We start from the raw sequence: 21,165 nt of genomic DNA on the forward strand, positions 1-21,165 counted from the left end.
GCGGCAAGCGCGCGAGGACTCGGGCCGTTCAGCAGGTTATCGTCTTCAAACCGGAAAATCTGTGGATTGCGACAGCGCCTCCCACGTCTGCGTTTCCGTCGTCACATGGGCATTCTTTTCTGCGATCGCCTTTAACGTGTCAGTACCGAGTGGCAGACGCAACGGCGGCGTTTGCGCATCGACAAGCGTGACGACCGCTGTTGCCAGCTTCTGCGGATCGCCAGGCTGGTTGTGATTGATGTCGACTGCGAGGCGGCGCAGTGTGCCCGACGTCTCTTCGTAGTCGTCGATGATGTCTTTGCCGACGAGCAACGACGATGTATCCAGGAAGTCCGTGCGGAAGAAGCCGGGCTCGATGAGCGTCGCGTGAATGCCAAGCGGCTTCAACTCAGCGTGCAGTGCTTCCGTGATGCCTTCGACGGCGAACTTTGTCGAGCTGTACACGCCAACGCCTGCCGCCGCTTGATAACCGACAATCGACGAGATGTTGATCACGTGACCCGAGCGCTGTTTGCGCATCGCCGGCAGCACAGCGCGCGTCACGTTCAGCAGACCAAAGACGTTGGTGTCGTAGATCCGGCGTACGTCTGCATCGCTCGATTCTTCGACGGCGGCAAGCAGCCCAAAGCCGGCGTTGTTGATCAGTACATCGATGCGGCCGAACTTCTCGACAGCGGCTTTGACGGCCGCCTTGGCTTGTGCCTCGTCGGTCACATCGAGCGCGACGGACAGCACGGCCGGTGACTCTCCGAGCCGCTCAGCAATCGCGGCGGCGTTGCGACCGGTGGCGACCACGGCGTTGCCATCGGCGATGGCTGCTTTGGCCATCAGCGCGCCCAGACCGCGCGAAGCGCCTGTGATGAACCAGACGCGTTTGAACTGTTGCTTCGTGACGTTGCTCATGTTCCTGCTCCTACATTCGTAGTGAAAGTGAAAACGAATTGCGTGGAGAGGAGTGTCTTCCTGAAGGAGATTTTTAATTAGAGTGGAATGTATGGAATGTCTTTTTCATTCATGCAAAAGTCCAACCTGACATTACGATTTACTTACACGGCATCGCCGTCTTTGGACAGGTGGCCCAATTCACGAACTTCAGTCGCGCTACACGTTACGGTAAGCCGTACTCGATGGAGTCCCGTCGCTTGCTGCAGATGCACAATCGTGGCGACGCCCTGTTCACCAAGGTGGGCGAAGTGCTGCAAACCAATCGTGGATGCCGCGAGATGCCTCGCAGATGAAGCTGATCCGCTCCAAGGCGTCCGATGCGATGGACGGCACTAACCAGAAGGTGCGCTAACGCACCGAACCCCTGAAAGTCGGGGTTTAGATTCCACGCCATTGGGTGACGTTCGGCTTTGACGCTAACGTATTTCGTTTTCCCGACGATTAGATTACAAGGAGCGATCGCATGGACATGTCCACGGATTTCCCGGTCCCTGAAGCGACATTGCCGGACAAGTGGATCGACGCAGATCCCTCAGTGTTTCGAGAACGTTTCGAGCGGAAGAGCTTCGAGGTGGCCCACCACCTTGCATCTCATCCGCGCTTTCAACTCCCTCAATTGATGGAGTTGACGGAGCGGACCATGAAAACGCGCCCATCTGATCTCTACTATGACATGGGTGACGTCGCGCCTGGTCAAAAATGGAAAGATACGAATCATGCATTCTCACCGCTGGATGCATTAGGGCAACTGGAAGATTCAAACGCCTGGTTCATCCTGAGAGACGCGCAAAGAGATCCGGCCTACACCGAGCTATACCGGCATGCGATCGCAGAGGTCAAGGATATGATTGGCGGCGGCATCGAATCCAAGATCAGAAATGAGGAGATCATCATTTTCATAACGTCGCCGAAGCGGGTGACGGCATATCACATCGATCGTGAATGCAATTTCATTCTTCAAATCCACGGCGAAAAGGATTTGTACGTCTTTGATCGGGAAGATCGGCAGATTCTTCCGGAGGAGGAAATCGAGCAGTTCTGGACGATCGACAACAACGCGCCAAACTATAGACCCGAACTGCAGGACCGATCGCGCTTGTACAGATTGGCGCCGGGAAATGGCGTTCACGTTCCTGTCAACTGCCCCCACTGGTTGAAGAACGACGACAATATCTCGGTGACTTTGAGCGTAAATTTCCAGTTTATTGACTCTATTCGAGCGGATATCTATCGCGCCAACTATTACCTCAGGAGGCTTGGAATCAATCCCAATCCGCCTGGACAGAGCGCGGTGCGTGATCGGGCCAAGGCAATGGCGTATTCGACGGCGAGTGCCGTCCGCAGAGCGGCCAAGTCGGCTTTGCACAGAGGCCGTTAGTCTCAAGCCGGTCGCTCGTCGTTGAGTCGGCCCCGCAGCCTGATTCCCAAGGCCCTCGTGGAGACGAGGGCCTTTTCTTTTGCGGGCGTTCATCGCGTCCGCACTCTCTTCGATTGCGCGCCAAAGTGGCCCTTGAAGTCGAGCCGTCGCTGATACGGGCAGTGCTGTGATGGATGTATCCCCTTGTCTGCGCGCCAAATGCGCCTAGGCGCATAATCGAAAACTCCCGAACGGACGCCAGGCAAAATGCCCGGCCTTCGTCACAGCGGCAAAGCTCTATCGGCTGGAAGGGCGCCCCATGAACGATTCGGATGACAACCTCGGCCGTTTCAGCGCACTCTCCGACGGCATCTTTGCTGTCATCATCACAATCATGGTGCTGGCGCTGAAAATCCCCACACGGAACGATGGACGCGCCTTGCTCGAGCTCTGGCCGGACCTGATCAGCTACGTGGTGAGCTATGCGTTCATTGCCGTCGTGTGGTTGAACCATCATCACGTGTTCAAACATGCGACCGCTCTCACAGGTTTGCTGGCATGGTCCAACTTCGCCAATCTTTTCTGGATCTCCTTTATCCCCTTCACGACGGCGTGGCTGGCATCGAGCAGGGTTGCAAGTGTGCCATTGACGGCATATGCAACAGTCTTCCTGCTTGTCGAGATGACATACATGGTTCTGATGTATGAAAGCTTTCGGCAGCGTCCGTCCAGCGATGCATCGACTCTCGGCCGACGCCGGATGCAATGGATCAGGGCCTGGATCATGCTGGCATTGTTTGCCTTTGCGGCACTCGCCTCGTTTCTTCCGGCTCTTGTGCGGATGGGATTGCTGGGAGCGTTTCTAATCCTTTACACCCGACCCGATCCACTCTCGAATCGGGACGTCGCGAGCGAAAGCCCTTCCAGGGAACGGGGACAGGAGGCACGCACTCAGACCCGTCAGGCCCGCCGCTGATGTTTCATTGAACCGCAATGTGGGATTCTCGTTGCAGGTAGTCAGCACCCCTTCTTTTAAAACTCGATTGCGGATACTGATAGTTGCCCAAGCGTTAATAAAAGCTTCGTTTAAATCCAGAGAAGAAACGACCTGACCGCACAAGCCTTCGACGGACATAGCCGAGTTTCTGGCGAAGATTGAGGGAGTTTCCTGCCTCTATTCTGAAGAATGGCCGACCACCATTTCTGAAATATTCCGGACTCCAAGCTAGGTTGACAGGCTACGAAGTAGCCATTGTCATGGGATCGATATGCAGGCTCGCCCAAAACCTGAAGATTGGGACGCGGCGATGGCAAACCGCTGCGGTGAAACGTCTTCAATCCCGGATGCAGGGCATCCGGATCATCATGGAGTCATACATGTCAGTTTCCGGTATAAGCAGCCAGAGAGCGATCACTCAGCCACCATCCAAAACGCCGTCGGCGTTTTCAAATGACGGGACATCTGCATCGTCATCGGCGTCATCTCCTTCCCCCCAAACGTCCGGAACAGGATCGTCCACACAGGTGACGTTCAGCCCGGACGCGCAGGCGCTCGCTGAGCTAAGGGCCAACGGCGTGACTGTTGCAACAGTCAGTCTGGTGGGACTGAACACGTCGCGCTCGCCCGGCGAGTCGGACGCCGACTATATTCAGCAACTCAACGCGGCACTCAAAAGCCGCCTGCCGTTTGCCCAATCCACGATAGAAGGAAGGGACGGAATCGCGAATGGATTTATTTCGCAGTCGGACTTCGAGACAGTGCTCGCCCAATTCGGTGACAACAAAAGCGATGCGGACAATCTCTTCGCCGCGCTTGATGAAGATCACGACGGCTCGGTATCGAACGCGGAGTGGTTGAGCGCCGTGCGCGAAACGACGAGTGCTCCCGGCGATTCAACTGCGCAATCGCTGCTGAAACTGATGGACAGCAATGGCGATGGAACCGTGAGCAGCGCCGAGTTCACGCAATTGGAATCCACGATGATCGCTGCGGAGAAGGTCCCTGCGGAGAAGGTCGCTTCGTGATACAGGCTTCCCCGGTGAAGAGTACAACACAGCACTTCACTGAACGGCTGCCACGAACTTGTCGAGCATGATGTTGCGGCCGCACAGCACCACGGCAACCGCACGGCCACGATACGAAGGCGCGACTTGCAGGAAACTCGCCAGCGCGACGCCTGCCGCGCCTTCGACCATCCAGCGGTCCGTTTGCGCAAGCCGTTTCATCGCCGCCTTGATTTCGTCTTCACTGACCAGCACGCAACGGTCAATCACCCGCTGCGCGATCGGCAAGGTAATCGTATCCGGCTCCACACCGCCTGCCGTGCCGTCTGAAATCGTGTCTGTCTCCTCGACGTCGATCACCTTGCCTGCCTGAATGCAGCGATAGAGCGTCGTCGCATTCGCGGGCCAGCATCCCACCACCTCCGTGCTCGCACTCGCCGCCTTGGTCGCCGAGCCGATGCCAGAAATCAGGCCGCCGCCGCCCACCGATGCGAACACCGCGGCAAGACCGGGCAGTTGCTCGCCCAGTTCGACGCCGATGGTGCCCTGCCCGGCAATCACGTCGATGTCGTTGTACGGCGAGACGAACGGCAAGCCTGCCTCTTTTGCGCGCCGCGCCGCTTCGAGCTCCACTTCCAGCGTGGATGCGTCGATGGTCACGACCGATGCGCCAAGCGCGCGTATCGCGTTCAGTTTGACGGGCGAAGCGGACACCGATGCATAGACTGTCACGGGCACGCCCGCGAGTTTGCCCGCGAGCGCGACGCCCTGACCGTGATTGCCTGTCGATACGGTCGCGACACCGCGACGTCGAACGTCGGCATCGAGCAGCCGCAGCTTGTTCGACGCACCGCGAAACTTGAACGACCCCGTGTGCTGCAGATGCTCGCACTTCAGATAGACGTCGCAACCCGTCTGCTCCGACAGCAGCGCGCTGTGCTCGAGCGGCGTCACGCGCACTTGCGGTCTGAGCGCCCGATGCGCGTCGAGAATACGTTCGTAGAGATCATCCATCGTCAGGGCCTTTAGAAATCGTTCAACAGATTGCCGGCCGTGCGGCCCGGCAGCGGCATCATGCCGGCGAGCAGCGCAATACGCTGCCCCGCTTTCACGAGCTTGAAATGCTGTGCAACGACGAAGATGCCGTCGACGTCGCTGAGCACGACGTCGCGCGGCGTATCCGGCGGTGCATCTATACGCACGATCTCCGCGATCACATCGCCGCGCGCAACGGCATCGCCCGGTTGCTTCCGATACACAACAATGCCCGTGGACGGCGCGCTCACATGCGAGACGCCTTCGAGAGGATAGATGCGCGGCTCGACTTCAACTTCCGTATCGAGTTCGTCGTAGTCGATGATCGACTCCGCGGCGAGAAACCGCAGGATGCCCCGCGCATCCGCGATTGCAAGCTCGTCGCTGACATCGGCTTGGCCCCGCAACTCGATGGACGCGCCAAAGCCACTGTGCTCCAGATCGACGAGACCCGCCGACGACAGCACGTTCCAGGGCTCCATGAACGCCTCATCGAACGGTCCGCCGCCCGCGCGATCTTCGAGAAACACAGCCTCGATCCGCAGCGCTTTGGCGAGGCGCAGTGCGCGTGGTTGTTGAGCGCGAGTGCTGTACAGATGCAGGATGCCGCTCGTATCGCAATGCAGATCCAGCAGGAGGTCGTGCCGCAACGCTTCGCGCAGCAGATGCGACTTCATTGCCCGGACAGGATCGCGCGGCTCGTGCGCGGCCAGCAGCCTGGAGAACAGCGACTTGAATTGCGCGACGTCGTTGCGCTCGTAGCGCGTCTCGCCCAGCGCCTGTTCGACTGCGCCCGCAATCGACGGGAAGTGACGGTTGAAGTTTTCGCCGTTCTCGAGATTGAAACGCCCCGTCGGCATGCCGAAAATCCGCTGACTCATTCCGATCGGATTCGCAAACGGCAACACGACCACGCGCCCTTTGATGCGCCCGTCTTTATCGAGCGCCGTCAGCATGCGCAGCAGATGATGGACGACGAGCAGGCCAGGATGCTCATCGGCATGCAGGCCCGCCTGAATATAGGCGCTGCGTGGTGTCTCGCCTGACCCGTCGAATGTGTACCGGATCAACTGATGCGCCACGCCGGGCGCGACCTGAGGCAGTTCTGTCGTCTCTTTGCGTACCGTCACGTCGATCTCGCCCCTTTCAAGGTTGGTCGAAAACGTCCACGTTCATCGTCGGAGACTCAGAAGTCTCATATGGACAATTACGTCCATAATAGACTACCTACGATTTATTTTCCAAGCGACATCGCAAGGCTTCACGCGTCCGCGCTTCTCGCCGGCTCGAAGTATTCCACGATCAACCCATCCGGATGCCGCACCGCCACGTGTCTGCCCACGGCATTTTCGTGCGTCTCGCCGACAAACGTCGCGCCCAACTCGCGCAGACGCTGCGCATACGCATCGAGCGCATCCACGATTAGCGCTGCCTGAATGTGCCGCACGGGCGCCAACGCTTCATCGCTTCCCGCAAGCAGAATGAAGGAGCCGACCACGGCGACCTCAATTCCCATCGACTCGAAGCTCAGCCGACGTTCACAGCGCACGTCCTGGATCGCCTCGTAAAATGCGACGCTGGATTCGAGCTGTTCGCGCGCAACGTAAAGCCGATGCATCGTCTTCAGAACTGGCATCGCTCACCTCTGGTGATCGACGATGATGCATTCGAGACCCGACGCGCTAGCGGCACGCTCGATTGCTGAAGGGACATCGTCCATGGCGAATTCGACGGAACGAATCGCGCGCAGGTCGAGCATGCCCGCGCTCGCCAGTATCAGCAGCCGTCGCCACGCGTCGCGCGGATACATGAACTGGCCGAGTATCTCCCAGTCATTCAGCATCACCTCGGTATAGGGCAACGGCAGATCGACGCGCATGCTGCCCATCAGCACCAGTCTTCCGCCGCGCCGCAAGCTGCGCAACGCCGACAGCGTCAGGTTCGGATCGCTAGCGTTTCCGACCATATCGAACGCGATATCGGCGCGGCCTGCGCAGGCGGAACGGATCGAATCGGTGTCGGCTGCCGCATCGCCTGTTGCGACGACGGGCACAACGCGGCCACCGCCCGCCGCAACGAGTTCGTCCAGCGCGCGGGCATTGCGGCCCACGGCAACGACGCGTGCCGCGCCCAGTGCCAACGCCAGCAACGCAGCCGCCGACCCATAGGCGCCCGTTGCGCCCGACACCACGATCGTCTCGCCCGCTGCAAGCCGGCCGCGCAACAGGCCGCCGAACGGCACGACATAGCGCATCGCCACCGCAAGCTGCGCCGCGGGCAGGTCCGCAACGGCATCGGCGGGCGTCAATGTCGCTGCGGGCAGCAGCGCATAGTTGGCGAGCGTGCCGTTGGGCCAGTCCGCCTGCATCGCGTAACTGTCGGGCTGGGTGGCCGTGATGCCGACGAGTATTTGCGCGGGATCGGCGACATTCTCGTTGGCAACGAAATGCGACGAAACGACCACGCGCTGTCCCGGCTTCAGATGCCACACATCGCCGCCGACCGCGTGCACGATGCCCACGCCATTGCCGCCCGGAATGAACGGATGGTCGGGCGCGTGATAGACGGGCAGCTTGCCCGCCACGTAGTCGCGCATGTACGACATCATCGCGGACGCCTGCATCCGCACCACGACGCCGCCGGGCCTCGGTGCAGGCACGGGCGCATCGATCATGCTCAAGGTCCCGCCCAATCTGTCGAGCTGCCAGGCTTTCATCGGATCGCTCCTCGTTTCAACGCGCGCCACGCGGCGCAACCCGACCATCATCGCGCGGGAAAGCCGTTCTACATATAATCAACTGACCGGTTTTTCTTATCGAGCGTACATTTATGGACGCATTGTCCGAAGTGCTGTCGATGCTCAGAGTGCGAAGCGGCGTGTCAGACCGCTTCGAAGGATGCGGCGCATGGGCGTTCAGTTTCCCGGCGTACCAGCATCTGAAGTTTGGCACGGTGTTGCGCGGGCGGCTCTATCTGCGGATGACGGGGCTGGACAGGCTGCACGTCATCGAGCAAGGCGATTTCTATCTGCTGACCAACGGCCAGCCGTTTTGCTCCGCGAGCGTTCCCGATTGCCCGCCGCTGGACGGCCCCGCCACCTACCAGTCGATTCGCGGCGCGGATGGCGTCGTGCGCTTTCGCGGCAAAGGCGCCACCGGCCCGGTCGAGCTTGCGAGCGGCCGGTTCGTGTTCGACAACGACGTGACGGGACTCTTGCTGCAGCACTTGCCGCCCATCGTGCATCTGAAAGCGGCCGATGTGTCGGCCCACGCGCTGTCGCATGTGCTCGCGCTGCTCGGCGCCGAAACAGCCTTTGCGAAGCCGGGGTCGGACGTCGCGAGGACGAGTCTCGCCACGCTCGTGCTGGTGCAGGCGTTGCGCGCCTTCATCGAGCGCGGCGACGTGCCGGACGGATGGCTCAAGGCGCTATCCGACAACAAGGTCGGCGCGGCGCTCACGCTGATGCACGGCTCGCCGCAACAGCGCTGGACCGTCGAGTCGCTCGCTGCAAATGTGGGTATGTCGAGAACGGCGTTCGCATCGCGGTTCCGGCAGCTCGTCGGGAGCGCGCCGCTCGACTATCTGCATCAGTGGCGCATGACGATTGCAATGAGTGCGCTGAAACAGTCGGAAGAACCGTTATTGCAGATCGCCGAGAAGATCGGCTATCTGTCCGATACTGCGTTCAGCATCGCGTTTAAACGCACGACAGGCGTCAGTCCTGGTCGCTATCGCATCCGGCATCGGCAGGAGGCGGAGGTCCGCTAGCGGCGGCGAGACATCACGCGGACAGATTCCAGTGCCACGCATCCAGCGCCATCTTCGCGCCGAGCGCGAAAAGCATCGCGCCCATCACGCAACGTTGAACGCCAAGCCAGTTGGGCCGCGTCGAAAGGAACGTGGCGAGATTGCCCGAGAAAGTCGCCACGGCCGTATTGACGGAAGCGAACGCGAAGATCAGCGAAAAGCCCAGCGTCAGCGACTGCCTGAACACGCCGCCCGCGCGATAGTCGATGAATTGCGGCAGTAACGACAGGAAGATCAGCGCCAGCTTCGGGTTCAGCAGGCTCGTCGTGGCGCCCATCGCGAACAGCCGGCGCGGCCTTTCGATCGACGCCGCCTCGATCTGCAACGGCGAACGGCCGCCCGGACGAAGCATCTGCCAGGCCAGATAAAGCAGGTAGAGCGCGCCAAATACGGCCAGAACGCGGCCTGCGCCGGGTATCGCAAGAAACAGCGTGGTGATCCCGAACGCCGCGCCGAACATATACGTCAGATAACCGAGCATCACACCCGCCAGCGAGATCAGCCCCGCCTTCGTCCCCTGCGCGACCGAACGCATCATCACGTAGACCATGTTAGGACCGGGCGTCACGGCCAGCATGCCGCCCACCGTAATGAATTCGACCATCGTTCTCATGCGCTACCTCGTCACGTCCGTAATGCCCATCGCAATTTCAGTATCGGAGCGCACGACAGCTAAGTAAAACGATTTAAACTGAATGAATTATTCAATTTTTCTGACTGATGAAAAAGCTCGATCTCGACGTTCTGGAAATGGTCGTCGCCGTAGCCGACACCGGCTCGTTCGCGCGTGCCGCGACGTCCCTGCATCGCACGCCTTCCGCTGTCAGCATGCAGATCAAGACCATCGAAGAAGCGCTCGGCAAGCCGCTATTCGTGCGCACGACGCGCAACGTCGCGTTGACCGAGGAAGGCAGGACGCTGATCGATTACGGCCGGCGCATGCTGGCGATGCGCGAAGAAGCGTGGTCGTCGGTGGTGCGTCCGGAGATACGCGGCCGCGTCACGATCGGCGTACCCGACGACTACGCGTCGTCGCTGCTGCCGACCGTGTTGCGAAAATTCGCGGTCGCGCATCCGCGCGTGCAGGTTCGCGTGATCGGCATGCCGAGCAGCGCGCTCGTTCCCTTGCTCAAGGACAACACGCTCGATCTCGCGTGCATCACGAAGACGCGGGGCATCACAGGAGAACTGATCCGTTCCGAGCCGATGGTGTGGGCGGCCGCGCGCGGCAACCAGCAGATATGGAAAGAACGCCCACTGCCCATCGCCGTGTTTGCGCCCGGCAGCACGGCGCGCGCGCATGCGATCGGCGCGCTGCAGCAGGCCAACATCAAATATCGGATGTCGTATGAAAGCCCTAGTCTTCTGGGGCTGATCTGCATGGTCGAGGCAGGTCTTGCAGTCGCACCGCTCGCGCGATGCAGCGTCCCGGCGCATCTTGCGCAACTCGGCGAGGCAGAAGACTTGCCGCCGCTGGCAGCGGTCGAAGTCGTTCTTGTGCGTAGCGCGCGTTCGGCTCGACCGCCGTGCGATTTTCTCGCCGAGCAGATGTTGGCCGATCTGAGATCGTAAGTCTTTCCGTCGCGCTTTAACCGAAAGGCTTCACACCAATCAGCCAGCCGTGCAGAAAGAACGCGAACGCTACCCAGATGACGACACCGGCAACGACGGGCATCACATCGCGCGACAAGGTCCCCTTCGGATACACCACACCTTCCACGCGATCCCGCCGAAGCGCAGCAGCAAAATCGAGGACCGCCCAAACGAGAAACGCGCCGAACAGCACCAGCGCGTTCAACGTCCCGTTCGCCAGCAGATGCGCCAACGCCCATAGCACGACGGCCAGAGTCATCGGATGCCTGAAGATGGCCTTGAAGTGATTGCCCGGCGCGTGGGCAGCGGGAAACAGAATGAAGGCGGCAAGCGTCAACAGGCCCGCTAGATGGGGCGCCCATGCGGGCGGCGACCAAAGCACGACCGGCTCGCGCCGCGCGATGCCGTAGCCCCAGATTATCAGCACGAAGCCGATCAGCGACACCACTGAATACGCCGTTTTCCAGTTCTTCTCGCCCATCCGCGCGATGCGCGCCTTGCGCCAATCTTCCGCGAAGATGCGGACGGAATGCCCGCCCAGGAATAGCAGCAACCCCAAGATCAGTATCGACATGACGGCTCCTCATGACAGACATCGACGGATGGCGACGATTGTCACGCATGATGGCATGCTATGCCAATATCGTGGTGCGGCGAGCGCCTCATAACCGCTCATGCGACAATGACGCGCTTTCTCGCGCTACCGCCTTACTCCTGAAAGAAAGCAACGGCATGCTCAATAGTTCTTCGAGACATGCCGGCGTGTCATCGTAGAATTAACAATCAAAAGCGATGTTGAATCTTTCTGTCATCAGGCGGCTCATCGGCGTCGCCCTATTCGTCGCATCCGGGGTAGCTGCCGCGCATCCGCACGTATGGATACGGTTTTCGGCGCGCGTGCAAATGCAAGGTACGTCCGTGATCTCGATAGCGCAAACGTGGCGCTTTTCAGAAGGCTTTCCGGTTCAACTCGTAGGCATCGATACCTTGCCCGACAACGGGCCGCTCGACGCGAAGCAGACTGCGATCTTCCGCGAACAGGCATTTTCATCGCTCGCGGGCGCTCAATACTTCAGTCATCTTTTCGTCGATGGCGAGGCGCAGCGTCTGGGGGACCCCGCAGGTTTTCGCGTATCGGTCGATCATGGCAAGCTCGTTTACACCTTCACGTTGGCGCTGAAAAAGCCGGTCGACGTGAGTGCCCACAAGGTTTCACTTGGAATCTGGGACGATTCGTTCTTCGTCGATTACGAACCGGACGGCGCAAACGCCGTGACGATAGAGGGACATGCCGTGTCCAGTTGCACGGTGAAGCCCTTTCAGGATCGCGCGCATCCTATCTTCAACGGCATCGTCGTGCCGCAAGCGACGGCGATATCATGCTGACTCTTGAACGCAGGCTACTGCATATCCTGATTGCGGTATGCGTGACAGTCGCGGGTTTCATTCTCGCTGCGCCGTCACACGCTGCGTCACCCGCCGTCGATGTCTTCGGCCAGCCCATTCAATCGGCTTCGTCACCGGCGGAAAGCGCGAGCCCGTCGAGCGCGCCATCTGCCAGCGAGACCCACCACACGTTCGTGCTACCCGAGTTCGCGCGCACGGCGCTGGCGACATCGATCATCTGGCAGGGCAGACTCAACGCGCGCATCGCCGACGCCGCACAACAGTTGCATCGCGCATCGACGCCCTGGACATGGCTCGCGTTGATCGGCCTCGCGTTCGCCTACGGCGTGCTGCATGCGCTCGGGCCGGGCCACGGCAAGCTTGTCGCCGGCACCTGGCTCGGCTCGCGCGACACGCGCATCGCGCAGGCCGTCGCGCTGGCAAGCTGGAGCTCAGCCGTACAGGCGATGAGCGCGATCGTGCTCGTGTTCGGCGCGCTATGGTTCGCGAAGGCGGGCGTCTCAAGCGTGCTGTCGAACGCGGCGTCGCTCGATATCGTCAGCTATGTTCTGCTTTGTGTCGCAGGTGGCTGGACGATCTACAGCACGCTCGCGCGTCGCGACTGCTGCGTCGATCCCCGCGCGCTGAAGCTCGTGCCCGTTGAGCGCAATGCGGCATCGTCGCAGACGTCGGAGCACGAACCCGCTTACCTCGGCACGAAACTGCAACTGCACATGCGGCAATCCGGCAGCACAACGCGCTTCGGGAGATCGAAAATTTCAGTGACGTCGCAGATCCTCGCGACCGGGTTTGCATCGGGTGTGCGGCCATGCGTCGGGTCGATCTTCGTACTGATCGCGTCGGTTGCCGCGCACGCGCCGTGGATAGGCATTGCCGCGACGTTTGCCATCGGCGCGGGCGTGGCAGTGACCGTTACGCTGTTCGGCCTGGGCGCCGTGGGCGCGAACCGTTTCGTCATGGCGCGCAGTTTTCGCCTTCGCTCGCGGATCGAAGCAACGAAACGTGTTGTTGCCGTCACGGGCGCACTCGTTATTGTGCTGTTTGGCGCCGTGCAGACTGCGCTGATTCTGACCGGCTACCTGCAACCTGCATTAACGTAGTAGAAGCGCTCGCCTTCGCTTTACGGGTTCGCGAATTCCACCCGATTCCGCCCGCCGCGCTTGGCGCGATAGAGCGCCGCGTCCGCGAGGCCATACGCGGTGTCGAAACTGGTGCCCGCAGGGTTCGCACTGACGCCAAAGCTCGCCGTGATATGACGGTCCACAGGCGACGCAAAAACGTGCTTGCCGATCGCCTCGCGCATGTTCTCGGCTTGCCGCAATGCATCGTCCACTTCATACCCCGGAAGCAGCACGGTGAATTCTTCGCCGCCCACCCGTCCGATAAAGCCCCGCTCGCCCACAATTCGCCGCAGGCACGCGACGATACCCATGATGACGGCATCGCCTGCCGGATGGCCGAAATCGTCGTTGACCTGCTTGAACTCGTCGATGTCGAGAATGATCATGACCGCGCTGCCATGACGCAAAGCCTTCGACGCCCGCTCGATCACCGCGCTGCGGTTGAATACGCCCGTCAGCGCGTCGTGAGTCGCGCGATGCGCCAATTGCTGCGCAAGCGCCTGCATCTCGCGTTCGGCGCGATCGCTGCGGCCGATCAGGCGCCGCGTCTCGCGCATCAGGCGCTCGAAATGCCCGATGAGTTCGCCGAGCGACTGGCGATAATCGCCCGCATCCGCAGCAGCCGTCGCATGGATCCCGCGCGCCTTCTCGAGCGCCTCGTTCTCATTCTGGAACAGATCCGGCGCATCGCTCGCGAGCGTATCCAACGAAGAAATCCGCGGCACCTTATTGTCCCTGGTGAGCGACGGGGCGATCGGTGAACTCGATCGCGTGAAAATCGGCCTTCAGTTCTTCGCCGAATTCGGCAATCGTTTCGTCCTCTTCGTCGCGATACCAGTTCATCAGCACGCGACTGCCGGACTGCGCGGCTTCGTCCAGTGCGTCGAACACGCTGAACAGCATCTTCGTGCTGGAGCTATTGAAGTAGGTCAGAACGACGTCGACGGTAATCACCGCGCCCACCGATTCCGCGAGGTACTGGCGCAATTGTTCGATGATCGGCGCGTAGAACGCCGCTGCATTCTCGGGGTACGACTCGCCCCTGAGCAGCAGCGAATGCTGGTCGAATCGAAAGTCGACTTCCGGAGAGGTCGCCGTTGCGGCAATGTAGAGATTGTCCATAGCTCGTGCGCCTTTTACTCAGATGATGGCTTTGAGGCAAAACAGCGTGGTTCCGGGTTCGTCGGCACGCGGATGAAAAGCGAATTCAAGGGGCGCGCTTGCGTCGCGCGCCATCGTCAGGAAACCCAGACCCGCGCCCTTGCTTTCCTCGGGTGTGTCGGCTCTCAACGTGACCTTGTAGGCCTGCTTGATTTCTTCAACCGACATGCTGCGCAACGGTTCCAGCTTGTTGCGCAAACCCTCGACATCTTCCGCTGCAATGGGATTGACACACATCATCAGATGGCTTTCGCCGTCGGTGGTGATGCACACCGCGCCTTCGCGAATGGAGCCGCCGCTTTCATTGCCGGGCTGCAGGGAATCGGACGAATAGTGGACGATGTTCTGCGACAGTTCGACGAACGATGAGAATAGCTTGCGGCGCGTTGGCCCGCTCACGCCCGCGATTTCCAGTTGCAGCTTCACGACCTCGCCCATGGCGGCCACGATGTTATGAGAGAAATAGCCCTTGTGATAGAAGAGGACGTTTCGCCGCTGCGCCAGATCGAAAAAGGCGCTGTCTTGATCGAGTAGTTGAGACATGCTTATTGGTCGGTAATGCGGGCACAAAACAGGGTGAGGTCATCGCGGCGTGGTTGCGCGCCTTGCCAATCGGCGAGCGCCTGCCGCAGTTTTTCGCAGATTGCCGACGGTGCTTCGGTACGGTTCGAGAGAATCAGGTCCAACGCACGGCGGCGTCCGAAGGCAATGTTTTTCGGGCCGCCAATCTGGTCGATGAGGCCGTCGGTGCAAATGAACAGCAGACTGCCCGACGGCACGGAGATCTTGCGCAACTTCCATTCATAGTCGGCGAGACTGTCGACATAGCCGACACCCATCCGGTCGCCCGCGATCGTTTCGAACTGGTCCGCTTCCGGCGTGAGAATATGCAAAGCGATCCTCGCGCCGGCGAAATGCAGTTCGCTTTCCCGTGCATCGAACCAGAAAAACGCGGCGTCGAGGCCGTCATCCGATTGCGACACTTCGGCCGCGCTGTGCACCTGGCCCAGCAAGCTCTTCACGTTGCGGTTGACTGCCGCGAGCAAGGCAGCAGGGTCGCGCGGTCCGATCTGTTCGAGCGCCTGCGACAGCGAGGCCGATGCGAGCAGCGTCATGAATGCGCCCGGCACGCCGTGCCCGGTGCAGTCGGCGGTGGCACCGAACCAGCCGTGCGGGAACGCGGCGAAATGATAGAAGTCGCCGCCAACGACATCGCGCGGTTCCCATACGAGCGCGGCATCGGGGAGCCTTGCGGCGAGCGTGTCTCTCGACGCGCGTAGCATCGCGCGCTGGATCACGCTCGCGTATTCGATGCTCTGCATGATCTGGCGATTCCTTTCCGCCTGCATTTCGGCCACTGCGCCAAGAAGCTGGAGGCCGCTTCCAAGCCCTGCAAAGTAGCCGTCGCGCGTCACGATGAAACCGTCTACCAGCGCTTTTTCACCGACTTCGACGGTCTTGAACGTGAGCGCTTCGATGCTCATGTCGGCGTCGACGACGAGCGGCTCCTTGTCCATGAACGCGATGCAACTCTTCTTGTCGTAAAGCTCGCGGTGAAAAGGCTTGCTCATTTGCGACAGGAAGATATCGCGATTGATCAGCCCGATGGGCCGATTGCCTTCGATCACGGCGAGACTCTTCATGTCGTGACGCGAAGAGAAGATCTCCATTACCACCGAGTTCGGATCTTCTGCGTCGACGGATGGAACCTGCTGGCACAGGTCGCCAGCAGAGTGAGGTTCTCCCTGTGCGGACGGACGGCGGAACCGTGAAAACGCGGGATGCATGGCGAGGCGAGCCAGTCGATGAAGGAACCCTGCACGCTAATATTTCTCTGTGTACTTTGCGTGACAGTGAGTCGTTTCTTTAGACAATTAATAAAAAACTTGCTCGCCTTCTCTATTCAATTTCCCGATTGAAATTGGAAAAGATCTATTCTTCAGCGACATTCACTGCAATACGTGCCCGTGCAAACGTTTGCCATCTGGAGTAGTGCAAAACCACTTGATTTGACGCACCTTTACGCGGAATTTTCGGAGTTGCCATAGCTCCCGCTACGTTCACCAGAAAATAACTGACCTGGGAATATCACATCACCTATTCACCGCTTTTAATCGACCGCAAACGATTGCCTGACGTTAAGTCTACGTAAATCAGTTTATTGAAGGCGAAAGAATAGGGTCCTGACGTAGCGCAAGTCAGAAGCGGTCAGTTTCAGCAAGCGCCGCTCATCAACGAAGCATCAACCGGGCGATCGTCACAACCCGCTTCCCCCGCCGCGCCGGAAATCGAAGGGCGGGCAGTTCGGCGGGTGATGCAGCCGTGGTTTGGGTGTCCGTGCGTTTTGAGTTAAAATGTACGAACTAGTTAGTTCTAAGCAAATCCGCGTCGTACTTTTCAAGCGCGTTTGCCCACGTTGCATCCGTCGCGCCCAGCCATCGCCCGGCGCGCGATGCGGCGACGCCCACGGCTTAGTGCAGACAGGGCTTCGCGCTGTTCGAAGCGCATGCCGAAGCGCGCTGAACTCGCCGGTTCGTCACGGCGCAAACCCCGACCGAACAGCTGCCCGAGTCAACCCATCACGATGGAAGCGATCGCGCGTCGACCTCACGGTCACTGCACGCGAACGCCTGGCCCCGTGGCGCTTCGCATGCCCCAATTTTTGCGTACCCATGAAGACAAGCAATGTCCAAGCAACCTCAAACTAAGCCACTATCGACGACGGCCCGCGTCGGCCTGACGCTCGCCGGCGCGCTCGGCCTGCTGCTCGGCCTGTACTTCGCGATCGGCGGCGCGCTGCTCGTCGCGCGCGGTGGCACCTGGTATTACCTGCTGATGGGCCTCGCCGTCTGCGCGACGGGCATCCAGCTTGCACGACGCAAATCGAGCGCGTGTGTGATCTTCGCGCTCGTGATCGTTGCGACCGTGCTGTGGGCGATCTGGGAAAGCGGATTCGACTTCTGGCCGCTGCAGGCCCGCATCTTCATGTTCACGATGATCGGCATGCTGCTCGCGCCCGTGTATCCCGCGCTGCGCCGCTTCCAGGGCAAACAGCCCGCAAAGGGCGCCGCGTGGACGGCGGGCCTCGCGCTGCTAGCGTGCAACGCGCTGTTCGTGTACGGCATGTTCGTGCCGCACGGCACGTTCGGCACCGAGGCCAACTCGATCAACGCCAAGGGCGATGCCGGCACCGCCGACTGGTCCGCATACGGCCACTCAGCGGGCGGCGACCGCTTCGCGGGCTCCACACAGATCGATCGCAACAACGTGAAGAACCTGCAGGTCGCGTGGACCTATCACACGGGCGACGTGCCCGTCAGCCCCGGTGGCGGCGGCGCGGAAGATCAGGAAACGCCGCTGCAGATCGGCGACACGCTGTTCCTGTGCTCGCCGCACAACACGGTGATCGCGCTCGACGCTGCGAACGGCCGCGAGAAATGGCGCCATGAATTCCCGACCAAGACGACTGTCTGGGTGCGCTGCCGCGGCCTCGCATATTTCGACGCGACGAAACCCGTGCAGCAGCCGAGCGTCGCCGGTTCGACGCCCGTCACGCCTGTTGCGATGCCGGACGATCACGCCGCCTGCCGTCGCCGCATCTACATGAACACGATCGACGCGCAGCTCGTCGCGCTCGATTCCGACACGGGCAAGCTGTGCGAGGACTTCGGCAATCACGGGGTGATTGATCTCAAGGCCGGCCTCGGCCACGCGGCGAGCCCGCTGTACGAACTGACGTCGCCGCCGACCGTTGCAGGCACGACCATCGTGGTCGGCGGACGTGTCGCGGATAACGTGTCGCTCGACATGCCCGGCGGCGTAGTGCGCGGCTTCGACGTGATCACGGGCACGATGAAGTGGGCGTTCGATCCGGGCAATCCACAGGACAAACAGGCGCCCGCGCCCGGCAAGACCTTCGTGCGTTCGACGCCGAACGTGTGGGCGCCGATGTCGTACGACGCCACATCGAACACCGTGTACATGCCTGTCGGCAGCGCCGCGATCGACCTGTGGGGCGTGAAGCGCACCAAGCTCGACGAATCCTACGGTGCCTCGATCCTCGCACTCGACGCGACGACGGGTGCCGAGAAGTGGCACTTCCAGACCGTTCATCACGATCTGTGGGACTACGACGTCCCCATGCAGCCGACCCTCGTCGATTTCCCCGTCGACGGCAAGACGGTGCCGGCGCTTATCGTCGGCACGAAGATGGGCCAGTTGTTCGTGCTCGATCGTCTGACGGGCAAGCCGCTGACGAAGGTGATCGAACAGCCGGTCAAGTCCGCGACGATTCCGGGCGAGCCGTATGCGAAGACCCAGCCGTTGTCGGTCGGCATGCCGCAGATCGGCGCCGATGTACTGAAGGGCGCCGACATGTGGGGCATGACGCCCGTCGACCAGATGATGTGCCGCATCATCTTCCACGGCATGCGCTACGACGGCCTGTTCACCGCGCCGGACACGGACACGTCGCTGAGCTTCCCCGGCTCGCTCGGCGGGATGAACTGGGGCGGGCTGTCGTACGACCCGAACGCGGGCATGATCTACGTGAACGACATGCGCCTCGGGCTGTGGGTTCATCTCGTCAAGCAAGAGCGCAAGGGCGGCACGTCGAACGGCAACGAAGCGGTGAACGCGGGCATGGGCGCGGTGCCGCTCGGCGGCACGCCGTACTCAGTGACGAAAGACCGCTTCTTCTCGCCGCTCGGCATTCCGTGCCAGAAACCGCCGTTCGGCAGCCTGACAGCGATCGATCTGAAAACGCGCAGCATCGCGTGGCAAGTGCCGCTCGGCACCGTGCGCGACACGCGCCTGTGGGGCGTGCAAATGCATATGCCCACTCCGATTGGCATGCCGACGATCGGCGGTTCGCTCAGCACGGGCGGTGGCCTCGTGTTCTTCGCGGCGACGCAAGACTACTACCTGCGCGCGTTCGATAGCTCGACGGGCAAGGAAGTCTGGAAGGCGCGGCTCCCCGTGGGCAGCCAGGGCACGCCGATGAGCTACGTGCTCAACGGCAAGCAGTACATCGTGATCTCGGCGGGCGGCGCGCGCCAGTCGCCGGATCGCGGCGACTACGTGATCGCCTACGCGCTGCCGCAATAAGGCGTGCGGAGCGAGCCTGATGCGCGCGCATTCGCTGTGCGCATCGGGCGGTCGTCATCGTGCCAGTTGCGCACAGACTCACCTCTTCCCTCATGAAACGTTCATTACTTGCGTCGCCTGCTGTGCGACGCACGTCCATTGCATTCGCCGTGTTCGCCGTGTTCGCCGCGCACGTCGCAAGCGCTCACGCGCAGGCGTCCGTCACGCTCTACGGCGCGCTCGATACCAGCATCGAAATCACCAACCCGGGCGCGGGCTACGTCGCGCGCATGGATTCCGGCGCATATCGCGGCTCGCGCGTGGGGCTGCGCGGGGCGGAAGATATCGGCAACGGCGTCCAGATTTTGTTCGACCTGGAGAATGGATTTAGCTCAGGTAACGGCTCGCTCGCCGTCGCGAATACGATCTTCAATCGCCAGGCGTGGATCGGCGCGGCGACGCCGTATGGCACCGTGCGCATCGGCCGCCAGTATTCGCCGATCTACATCCCGTTCAAGGGACAACTCGACGCGTTCGGCGCAGGCACGATCGCCTCGGGCCTGAACAATCTGTCGAAAATCACGCCGTACGCGAGCAACGCGATCACGTATCTGTCACCCGAATTCCACGGCTTCTCGACGACATTCATGGCGATGGTGCGTGACCCCGCCGACGGCGACGGCAACGGTCTCGCCGGGCATATCGAAACCTTCGCGTGGCGCAACGGCCCGTTACGGGTTTCCTATGCGCACCAACAGACGCATGGCGACGGCGCGCTGCGGGCAAACCTTGGCGGCATGTCGTACGCGTATGGGGCGCTGACGGGTTTCGTCTCGTTCTTCAACGGCGATGGCGGCACGCCGCGTTATCACAACGACGGCGTATCGGTGTCGGCACGCTACGCGGTCAATGCACGCTTTCGTGCGTCACTCGGCTACGCGTATCTGCGCGACCGCTCGGGCGGCGACAATAACGCCGACCAGTTCAGCGCCGCCTGCGAATACGACCTGTCGAAACGCGTGTTGCTCTATGCGAGCGCGGGCTGGTTGAGAAATCGCGGACAGGGCGAATTCACGCTCAAAGGCGTGAACGTCACAGGCCTCGCACCGTCATGGCCCGGCGCGACGGTGCGAGGCGTGCAGTTGGGGATGATCGACCGCTTCTAGGCTGTCTGTTTCATCGCGCTGTAGCTGCCTGCTGAGAAAGGCCACTCGCGACAGCACGCATCGCGAGCAGATAGCCCTCCGGGCCCAGACCGCAGATCACGCCGCGCGCCGCCAGCGAAATCAACGAATGCCGGTATTGCTCGTCACGCTGATGAATATTCGTGATGTGCACTTCGATCACCGGCTGACGGATCAGCTTGACGGCATCCAGCACGGGAATCGACGCGAACGAAAAACCGGCGGGATTGATGACGACGGCCGCGTCCGCTTCGAACGCTTCCTGCAGCCAGTCGACCATCACGCCTTCGTGATTGGTCTGGCGAAACTCGCAGCGCACGCCGAGCTCCTCCGCGAGCGCTTCCGTTCTTTCCTTGATCTGAGCGAGCGTCGTCGTGCCGTACAGATGCGGCTCGCGTTTGCCGAGCATGTTGAGGTTCGAACCGTTCAACACATAAACCGTTGGTTTCATCTTGCTTGCCTGCGT

At 61.0% G+C, this 21,165-nt stretch carries 21 protein-coding genes; 9 read left to right on the forward strand and 12 right to left on the reverse strand.

The window, feature by feature from the left end:
* Positions 1-45: 45 nt before the first annotated feature.
* Complete coding sequence (locus C2L64_RS43395) at positions 46-903, reverse strand: oxidoreductase (protein ID WP_007578547.1); 858 nt, start codon at positions 901-903, stop codon at positions 46-48.
* Between the two features lie 505 nt (positions 904-1,408).
* On the opposite strand from C2L64_RS43395, the gene C2L64_RS43400 reads away from it, so the two are divergent.
* The 3 genes from C2L64_RS43400 to C2L64_RS43410 all read left to right on the forward strand — a co-directional run bounded on the left by C2L64_RS43400 (position 1,409) and on the right by C2L64_RS43410 (position 4,327).
* Positions 1,409-2,323 (forward strand): hypothetical protein, encoded by a 915-nt coding sequence (locus tag C2L64_RS43400; RefSeq protein ID WP_007578549.1) that lies wholly within the window; start codon positions 1,409-1,411, stop codon positions 2,321-2,323.
* A 298-nt stretch (positions 2,324-2,621) separates the two neighbouring features.
* Complete coding sequence (locus C2L64_RS43405) at positions 2,622-3,278, forward strand: TMEM175 family protein (RefSeq protein WP_007578551.1); 657 nt, start codon at positions 2,622-2,624, stop codon at positions 3,276-3,278.
* A 401-nt stretch (positions 3,279-3,679) separates the two neighbouring features.
* Positions 3,680-4,327: an EF-hand domain-containing protein gene (locus C2L64_RS43410; protein ID WP_238554553.1), complete on the forward strand. Its 648-nt coding sequence runs from the start codon at positions 3,680-3,682 to the stop codon at positions 4,325-4,327.
* 36 nt (positions 4,328-4,363) lie between these two features.
* Here C2L64_RS43410 and C2L64_RS43415 read toward each other — a convergent pair whose 3' ends face one another.
* The 4 genes from C2L64_RS43415 to C2L64_RS43430 form a co-directional block, all read right to left on the reverse strand.
* Entirely contained in the window at positions 4,364-5,320 is a 957-nt protein-coding gene (locus C2L64_RS43415) for a threonine/serine dehydratase (RefSeq protein ID WP_007578555.1), read from the reverse strand.
* Positions 5,321-5,331: 11 nt separating this feature from the next.
* Positions 5,332-6,471 (reverse strand): succinylglutamate desuccinylase/aspartoacylase family protein, encoded by a 1,140-nt coding sequence (locus C2L64_RS43420; RefSeq protein ID WP_007578556.1) that lies wholly within the window; start codon positions 6,469-6,471, stop codon positions 5,332-5,334.
* 131 nt (positions 6,472-6,602) lie between these two features.
* Positions 6,603-6,977 (reverse strand): VOC family protein, encoded by a 375-nt coding sequence (locus C2L64_RS43425; RefSeq protein WP_007578557.1) that lies wholly within the window; start codon positions 6,975-6,977, stop codon positions 6,603-6,605.
* Between the two features lie 3 nt (positions 6,978-6,980).
* Positions 6,981-8,057: a zinc-binding dehydrogenase gene (locus C2L64_RS43430; protein WP_007578558.1), complete on the reverse strand. Its 1,077-nt coding sequence runs from the start codon at positions 8,055-8,057 to the stop codon at positions 6,981-6,983.
* Positions 8,058-8,170: 113 nt separating this feature from the next.
* Between C2L64_RS43430 and C2L64_RS43435 the strand changes: the two genes are divergently transcribed.
* Positions 8,171-9,109 (forward strand): AraC family transcriptional regulator, encoded by a 939-nt coding sequence (locus C2L64_RS43435; RefSeq protein ID WP_007578559.1) that lies wholly within the window; start codon positions 8,171-8,173, stop codon positions 9,107-9,109.
* Between the two features lie 13 nt (positions 9,110-9,122).
* Here C2L64_RS43435 and C2L64_RS43440 read toward each other — a convergent pair whose 3' ends face one another.
* Positions 9,123-9,761 (reverse strand): LysE family translocator, encoded by a 639-nt coding sequence (locus C2L64_RS43440; protein WP_039899980.1) that lies wholly within the window; start codon positions 9,759-9,761, stop codon positions 9,123-9,125.
* A 107-nt stretch (positions 9,762-9,868) separates the two neighbouring features.
* Here C2L64_RS43440 and C2L64_RS43445 point away from each other — a divergent pair, with 107 nt between their 5' ends.
* Positions 9,869-10,720 (forward strand): LysR substrate-binding domain-containing protein, encoded by an 852-nt coding sequence (locus C2L64_RS43445; RefSeq protein ID WP_007578561.1) that lies wholly within the window; start codon positions 9,869-9,871, stop codon positions 10,718-10,720.
* Between the two features lie 16 nt (positions 10,721-10,736).
* Here C2L64_RS43445 and C2L64_RS43450 read toward each other — a convergent pair whose 3' ends face one another.
* A complete protein-coding gene (locus tag C2L64_RS43450; protein WP_007578562.1) occupies positions 10,737-11,315 on the reverse strand; it encodes an NnrU family protein in 579 nt (192 codons plus the stop codon).
* A 218-nt stretch (positions 11,316-11,533) separates the two neighbouring features.
* Here C2L64_RS43450 and C2L64_RS43455 point away from each other — a divergent pair, with 218 nt between their 5' ends.
* Entirely contained in the window at positions 11,534-12,127 is a 594-nt protein-coding gene (locus tag C2L64_RS43455) for a DUF1007 family protein (protein WP_007578563.1), read from the forward strand.
* Entirely contained in the window at positions 12,121-13,248 is a 1,128-nt protein-coding gene (locus C2L64_RS43460; RefSeq protein WP_007578564.1) for a nickel/cobalt transporter, read from the forward strand. The genes C2L64_RS43455 and C2L64_RS43460 overlap by 7 nt, the downstream gene beginning before the upstream one ends.
* Positions 13,249-13,268: 20 nt before the next feature.
* Here the strand turns inward: C2L64_RS43460 and C2L64_RS43465 are convergent, their stop codons facing one another.
* The 4 genes from C2L64_RS43465 to C2L64_RS43480 are packed head-to-tail and all read right to left on the reverse strand — an operon-like array spanning position 13,269 to position 16,217.
* Complete coding sequence (locus tag C2L64_RS43465) at positions 13,269-13,976, reverse strand: GGDEF domain-containing protein (protein WP_007578565.1); 708 nt, start codon at positions 13,974-13,976, stop codon at positions 13,269-13,271.
* A gap of 19 nt (positions 13,977-13,995) precedes the next feature.
* A complete protein-coding gene (locus C2L64_RS43470; RefSeq protein WP_007578566.1) occupies positions 13,996-14,391 on the reverse strand; it encodes a DUF1987 domain-containing protein in 396 nt (131 codons plus the stop codon).
* Positions 14,392-14,409: 18 nt separating this feature from the next.
* The gene (locus C2L64_RS43475) at positions 14,410-14,973 is read right to left on the reverse strand and encodes a SiaB family protein kinase (RefSeq protein WP_007578567.1); all 564 of its coding nucleotides are present in this window, start codon (positions 14,971-14,973) and stop codon (positions 14,410-14,412) included.
* A 2-nt stretch (positions 14,974-14,975) separates the two neighbouring features.
* Positions 14,976-16,217 (reverse strand): SpoIIE family protein phosphatase, encoded by a 1,242-nt coding sequence (locus C2L64_RS43480; RefSeq protein WP_039899981.1) that lies wholly within the window; start codon positions 16,215-16,217, stop codon positions 14,976-14,978.
* Between the two features lie 898 nt (positions 16,218-17,115).
* Between C2L64_RS43480 and C2L64_RS43485 the strand changes: the two genes are divergently transcribed.
* Both C2L64_RS43485 and C2L64_RS43490 read left to right on the forward strand, forming a co-directional pair.
* A complete protein-coding gene (locus tag C2L64_RS43485; RefSeq protein WP_007578569.1) occupies positions 17,116-19,536 on the forward strand; it encodes a membrane-bound PQQ-dependent dehydrogenase, glucose/quinate/shikimate family in 2,421 nt (806 codons plus the stop codon).
* A gap of 92 nt (positions 19,537-19,628) precedes the next feature.
* Complete coding sequence (locus C2L64_RS43490; protein WP_086909921.1) at positions 19,629-20,681, forward strand: porin; 1,053 nt, start codon at positions 19,629-19,631, stop codon at positions 20,679-20,681.
* A 10-nt stretch (positions 20,682-20,691) separates the two neighbouring features.
* On the opposite strand, the gene C2L64_RS43495 is transcribed toward C2L64_RS43490, so the two are convergent.
* A complete protein-coding gene (locus C2L64_RS43495; protein ID WP_007578571.1) occupies positions 20,692-21,150 on the reverse strand; it encodes a type II 3-dehydroquinate dehydratase in 459 nt (152 codons plus the stop codon).
* Between the last annotated feature and the right edge of the window lie 15 nt (positions 21,151-21,165).

The organism is Paraburkholderia hospita (assembly GCF_002902965.1).
GTDB lineage: Bacteria > Pseudomonadota > Gammaproteobacteria > Burkholderiales > Burkholderiaceae > Paraburkholderia > Paraburkholderia hospita.

Coding starts and splice junctions, on each gene's coding strand:
- C2L64_RS43425 (WP_007578557.1), bottom strand. CDS start 6,977: ATGCCAGTTCTGAAGACGATGCATCGGCTTTACGTTGCGCGCGAACAG.
- C2L64_RS43395 (WP_007578547.1), bottom strand. CDS start 903: ATGAGCAACGTCACGAAGCAACAGTTCAAACGCGTCTGGTTCATCACA.
- C2L64_RS43445 (WP_007578561.1), top strand. CDS start 9,869: ATGAAAAAGCTCGATCTCGACGTTCTGGAAATGGTCGTCGCCGTAGCC.
- C2L64_RS43475 (WP_007578567.1), bottom strand. CDS start 14,973: ATGTCTCAACTACTCGATCAAGACAGCGCCTTTTTCGATCTGGCGCAG.
- C2L64_RS43435 (WP_007578559.1), top strand. CDS start 8,171: ATGGACGCATTGTCCGAAGTGCTGTCGATGCTCAGAGTGCGAAGCGGC.
- C2L64_RS43480 (WP_039899981.1), bottom strand. CDS start 16,217: ATGCATCCCGCGTTTTCACGGTTCCGCCGTCCGTCCGCACAGGGAGAA.
- C2L64_RS43470 (WP_007578566.1), bottom strand. CDS start 14,391: ATGGACAATCTCTACATTGCCGCAACGGCGACCTCTCCGGAAGTCGAC.
- C2L64_RS43400 (WP_007578549.1), top strand. CDS start 1,409: ATGGACATGTCCACGGATTTCCCGGTCCCTGAAGCGACATTGCCGGAC.
- C2L64_RS43495 (WP_007578571.1), bottom strand. CDS start 21,150: ATGAAACCAACGGTTTATGTGTTGAACGGTTCGAACCTCAACATGCTC.
- C2L64_RS43405 (WP_007578551.1), top strand. CDS start 2,622: ATGAACGATTCGGATGACAACCTCGGCCGTTTCAGCGCACTCTCCGAC.
- C2L64_RS43490 (WP_086909921.1), top strand. CDS start 19,629: ATGAAACGTTCATTACTTGCGTCGCCTGCTGTGCGACGCACGTCCATT.
- C2L64_RS43485 (WP_007578569.1), top strand. CDS start 17,116: ATGTCCAAGCAACCTCAAACTAAGCCACTATCGACGACGGCCCGCGTC.
- C2L64_RS43430 (WP_007578558.1), bottom strand. CDS start 8,057: ATGAAAGCCTGGCAGCTCGACAGATTGGGCGGGACCTTGAGCATGATC.
- C2L64_RS43440 (WP_039899980.1), bottom strand. CDS start 9,761: ATGAGAACGATGGTCGAATTCATTACGGTGGGCGGCATGCTGGCCGTG.
- C2L64_RS43455 (WP_007578563.1), top strand. CDS start 11,534: ATGTTGAATCTTTCTGTCATCAGGCGGCTCATCGGCGTCGCCCTATTC.
- C2L64_RS43460 (WP_007578564.1), top strand. CDS start 12,121: ATGCTGACTCTTGAACGCAGGCTACTGCATATCCTGATTGCGGTATGC.
- C2L64_RS43415 (WP_007578555.1), bottom strand. CDS start 5,320: ATGGATGATCTCTACGAACGTATTCTCGACGCGCATCGGGCGCTCAGA.
- C2L64_RS43450 (WP_007578562.1), bottom strand. CDS start 11,315: ATGTCGATACTGATCTTGGGGTTGCTGCTATTCCTGGGCGGGCATTCC.
- C2L64_RS43410 (WP_238554553.1), top strand. CDS start 3,680: ATGTCAGTTTCCGGTATAAGCAGCCAGAGAGCGATCACTCAGCCACCA.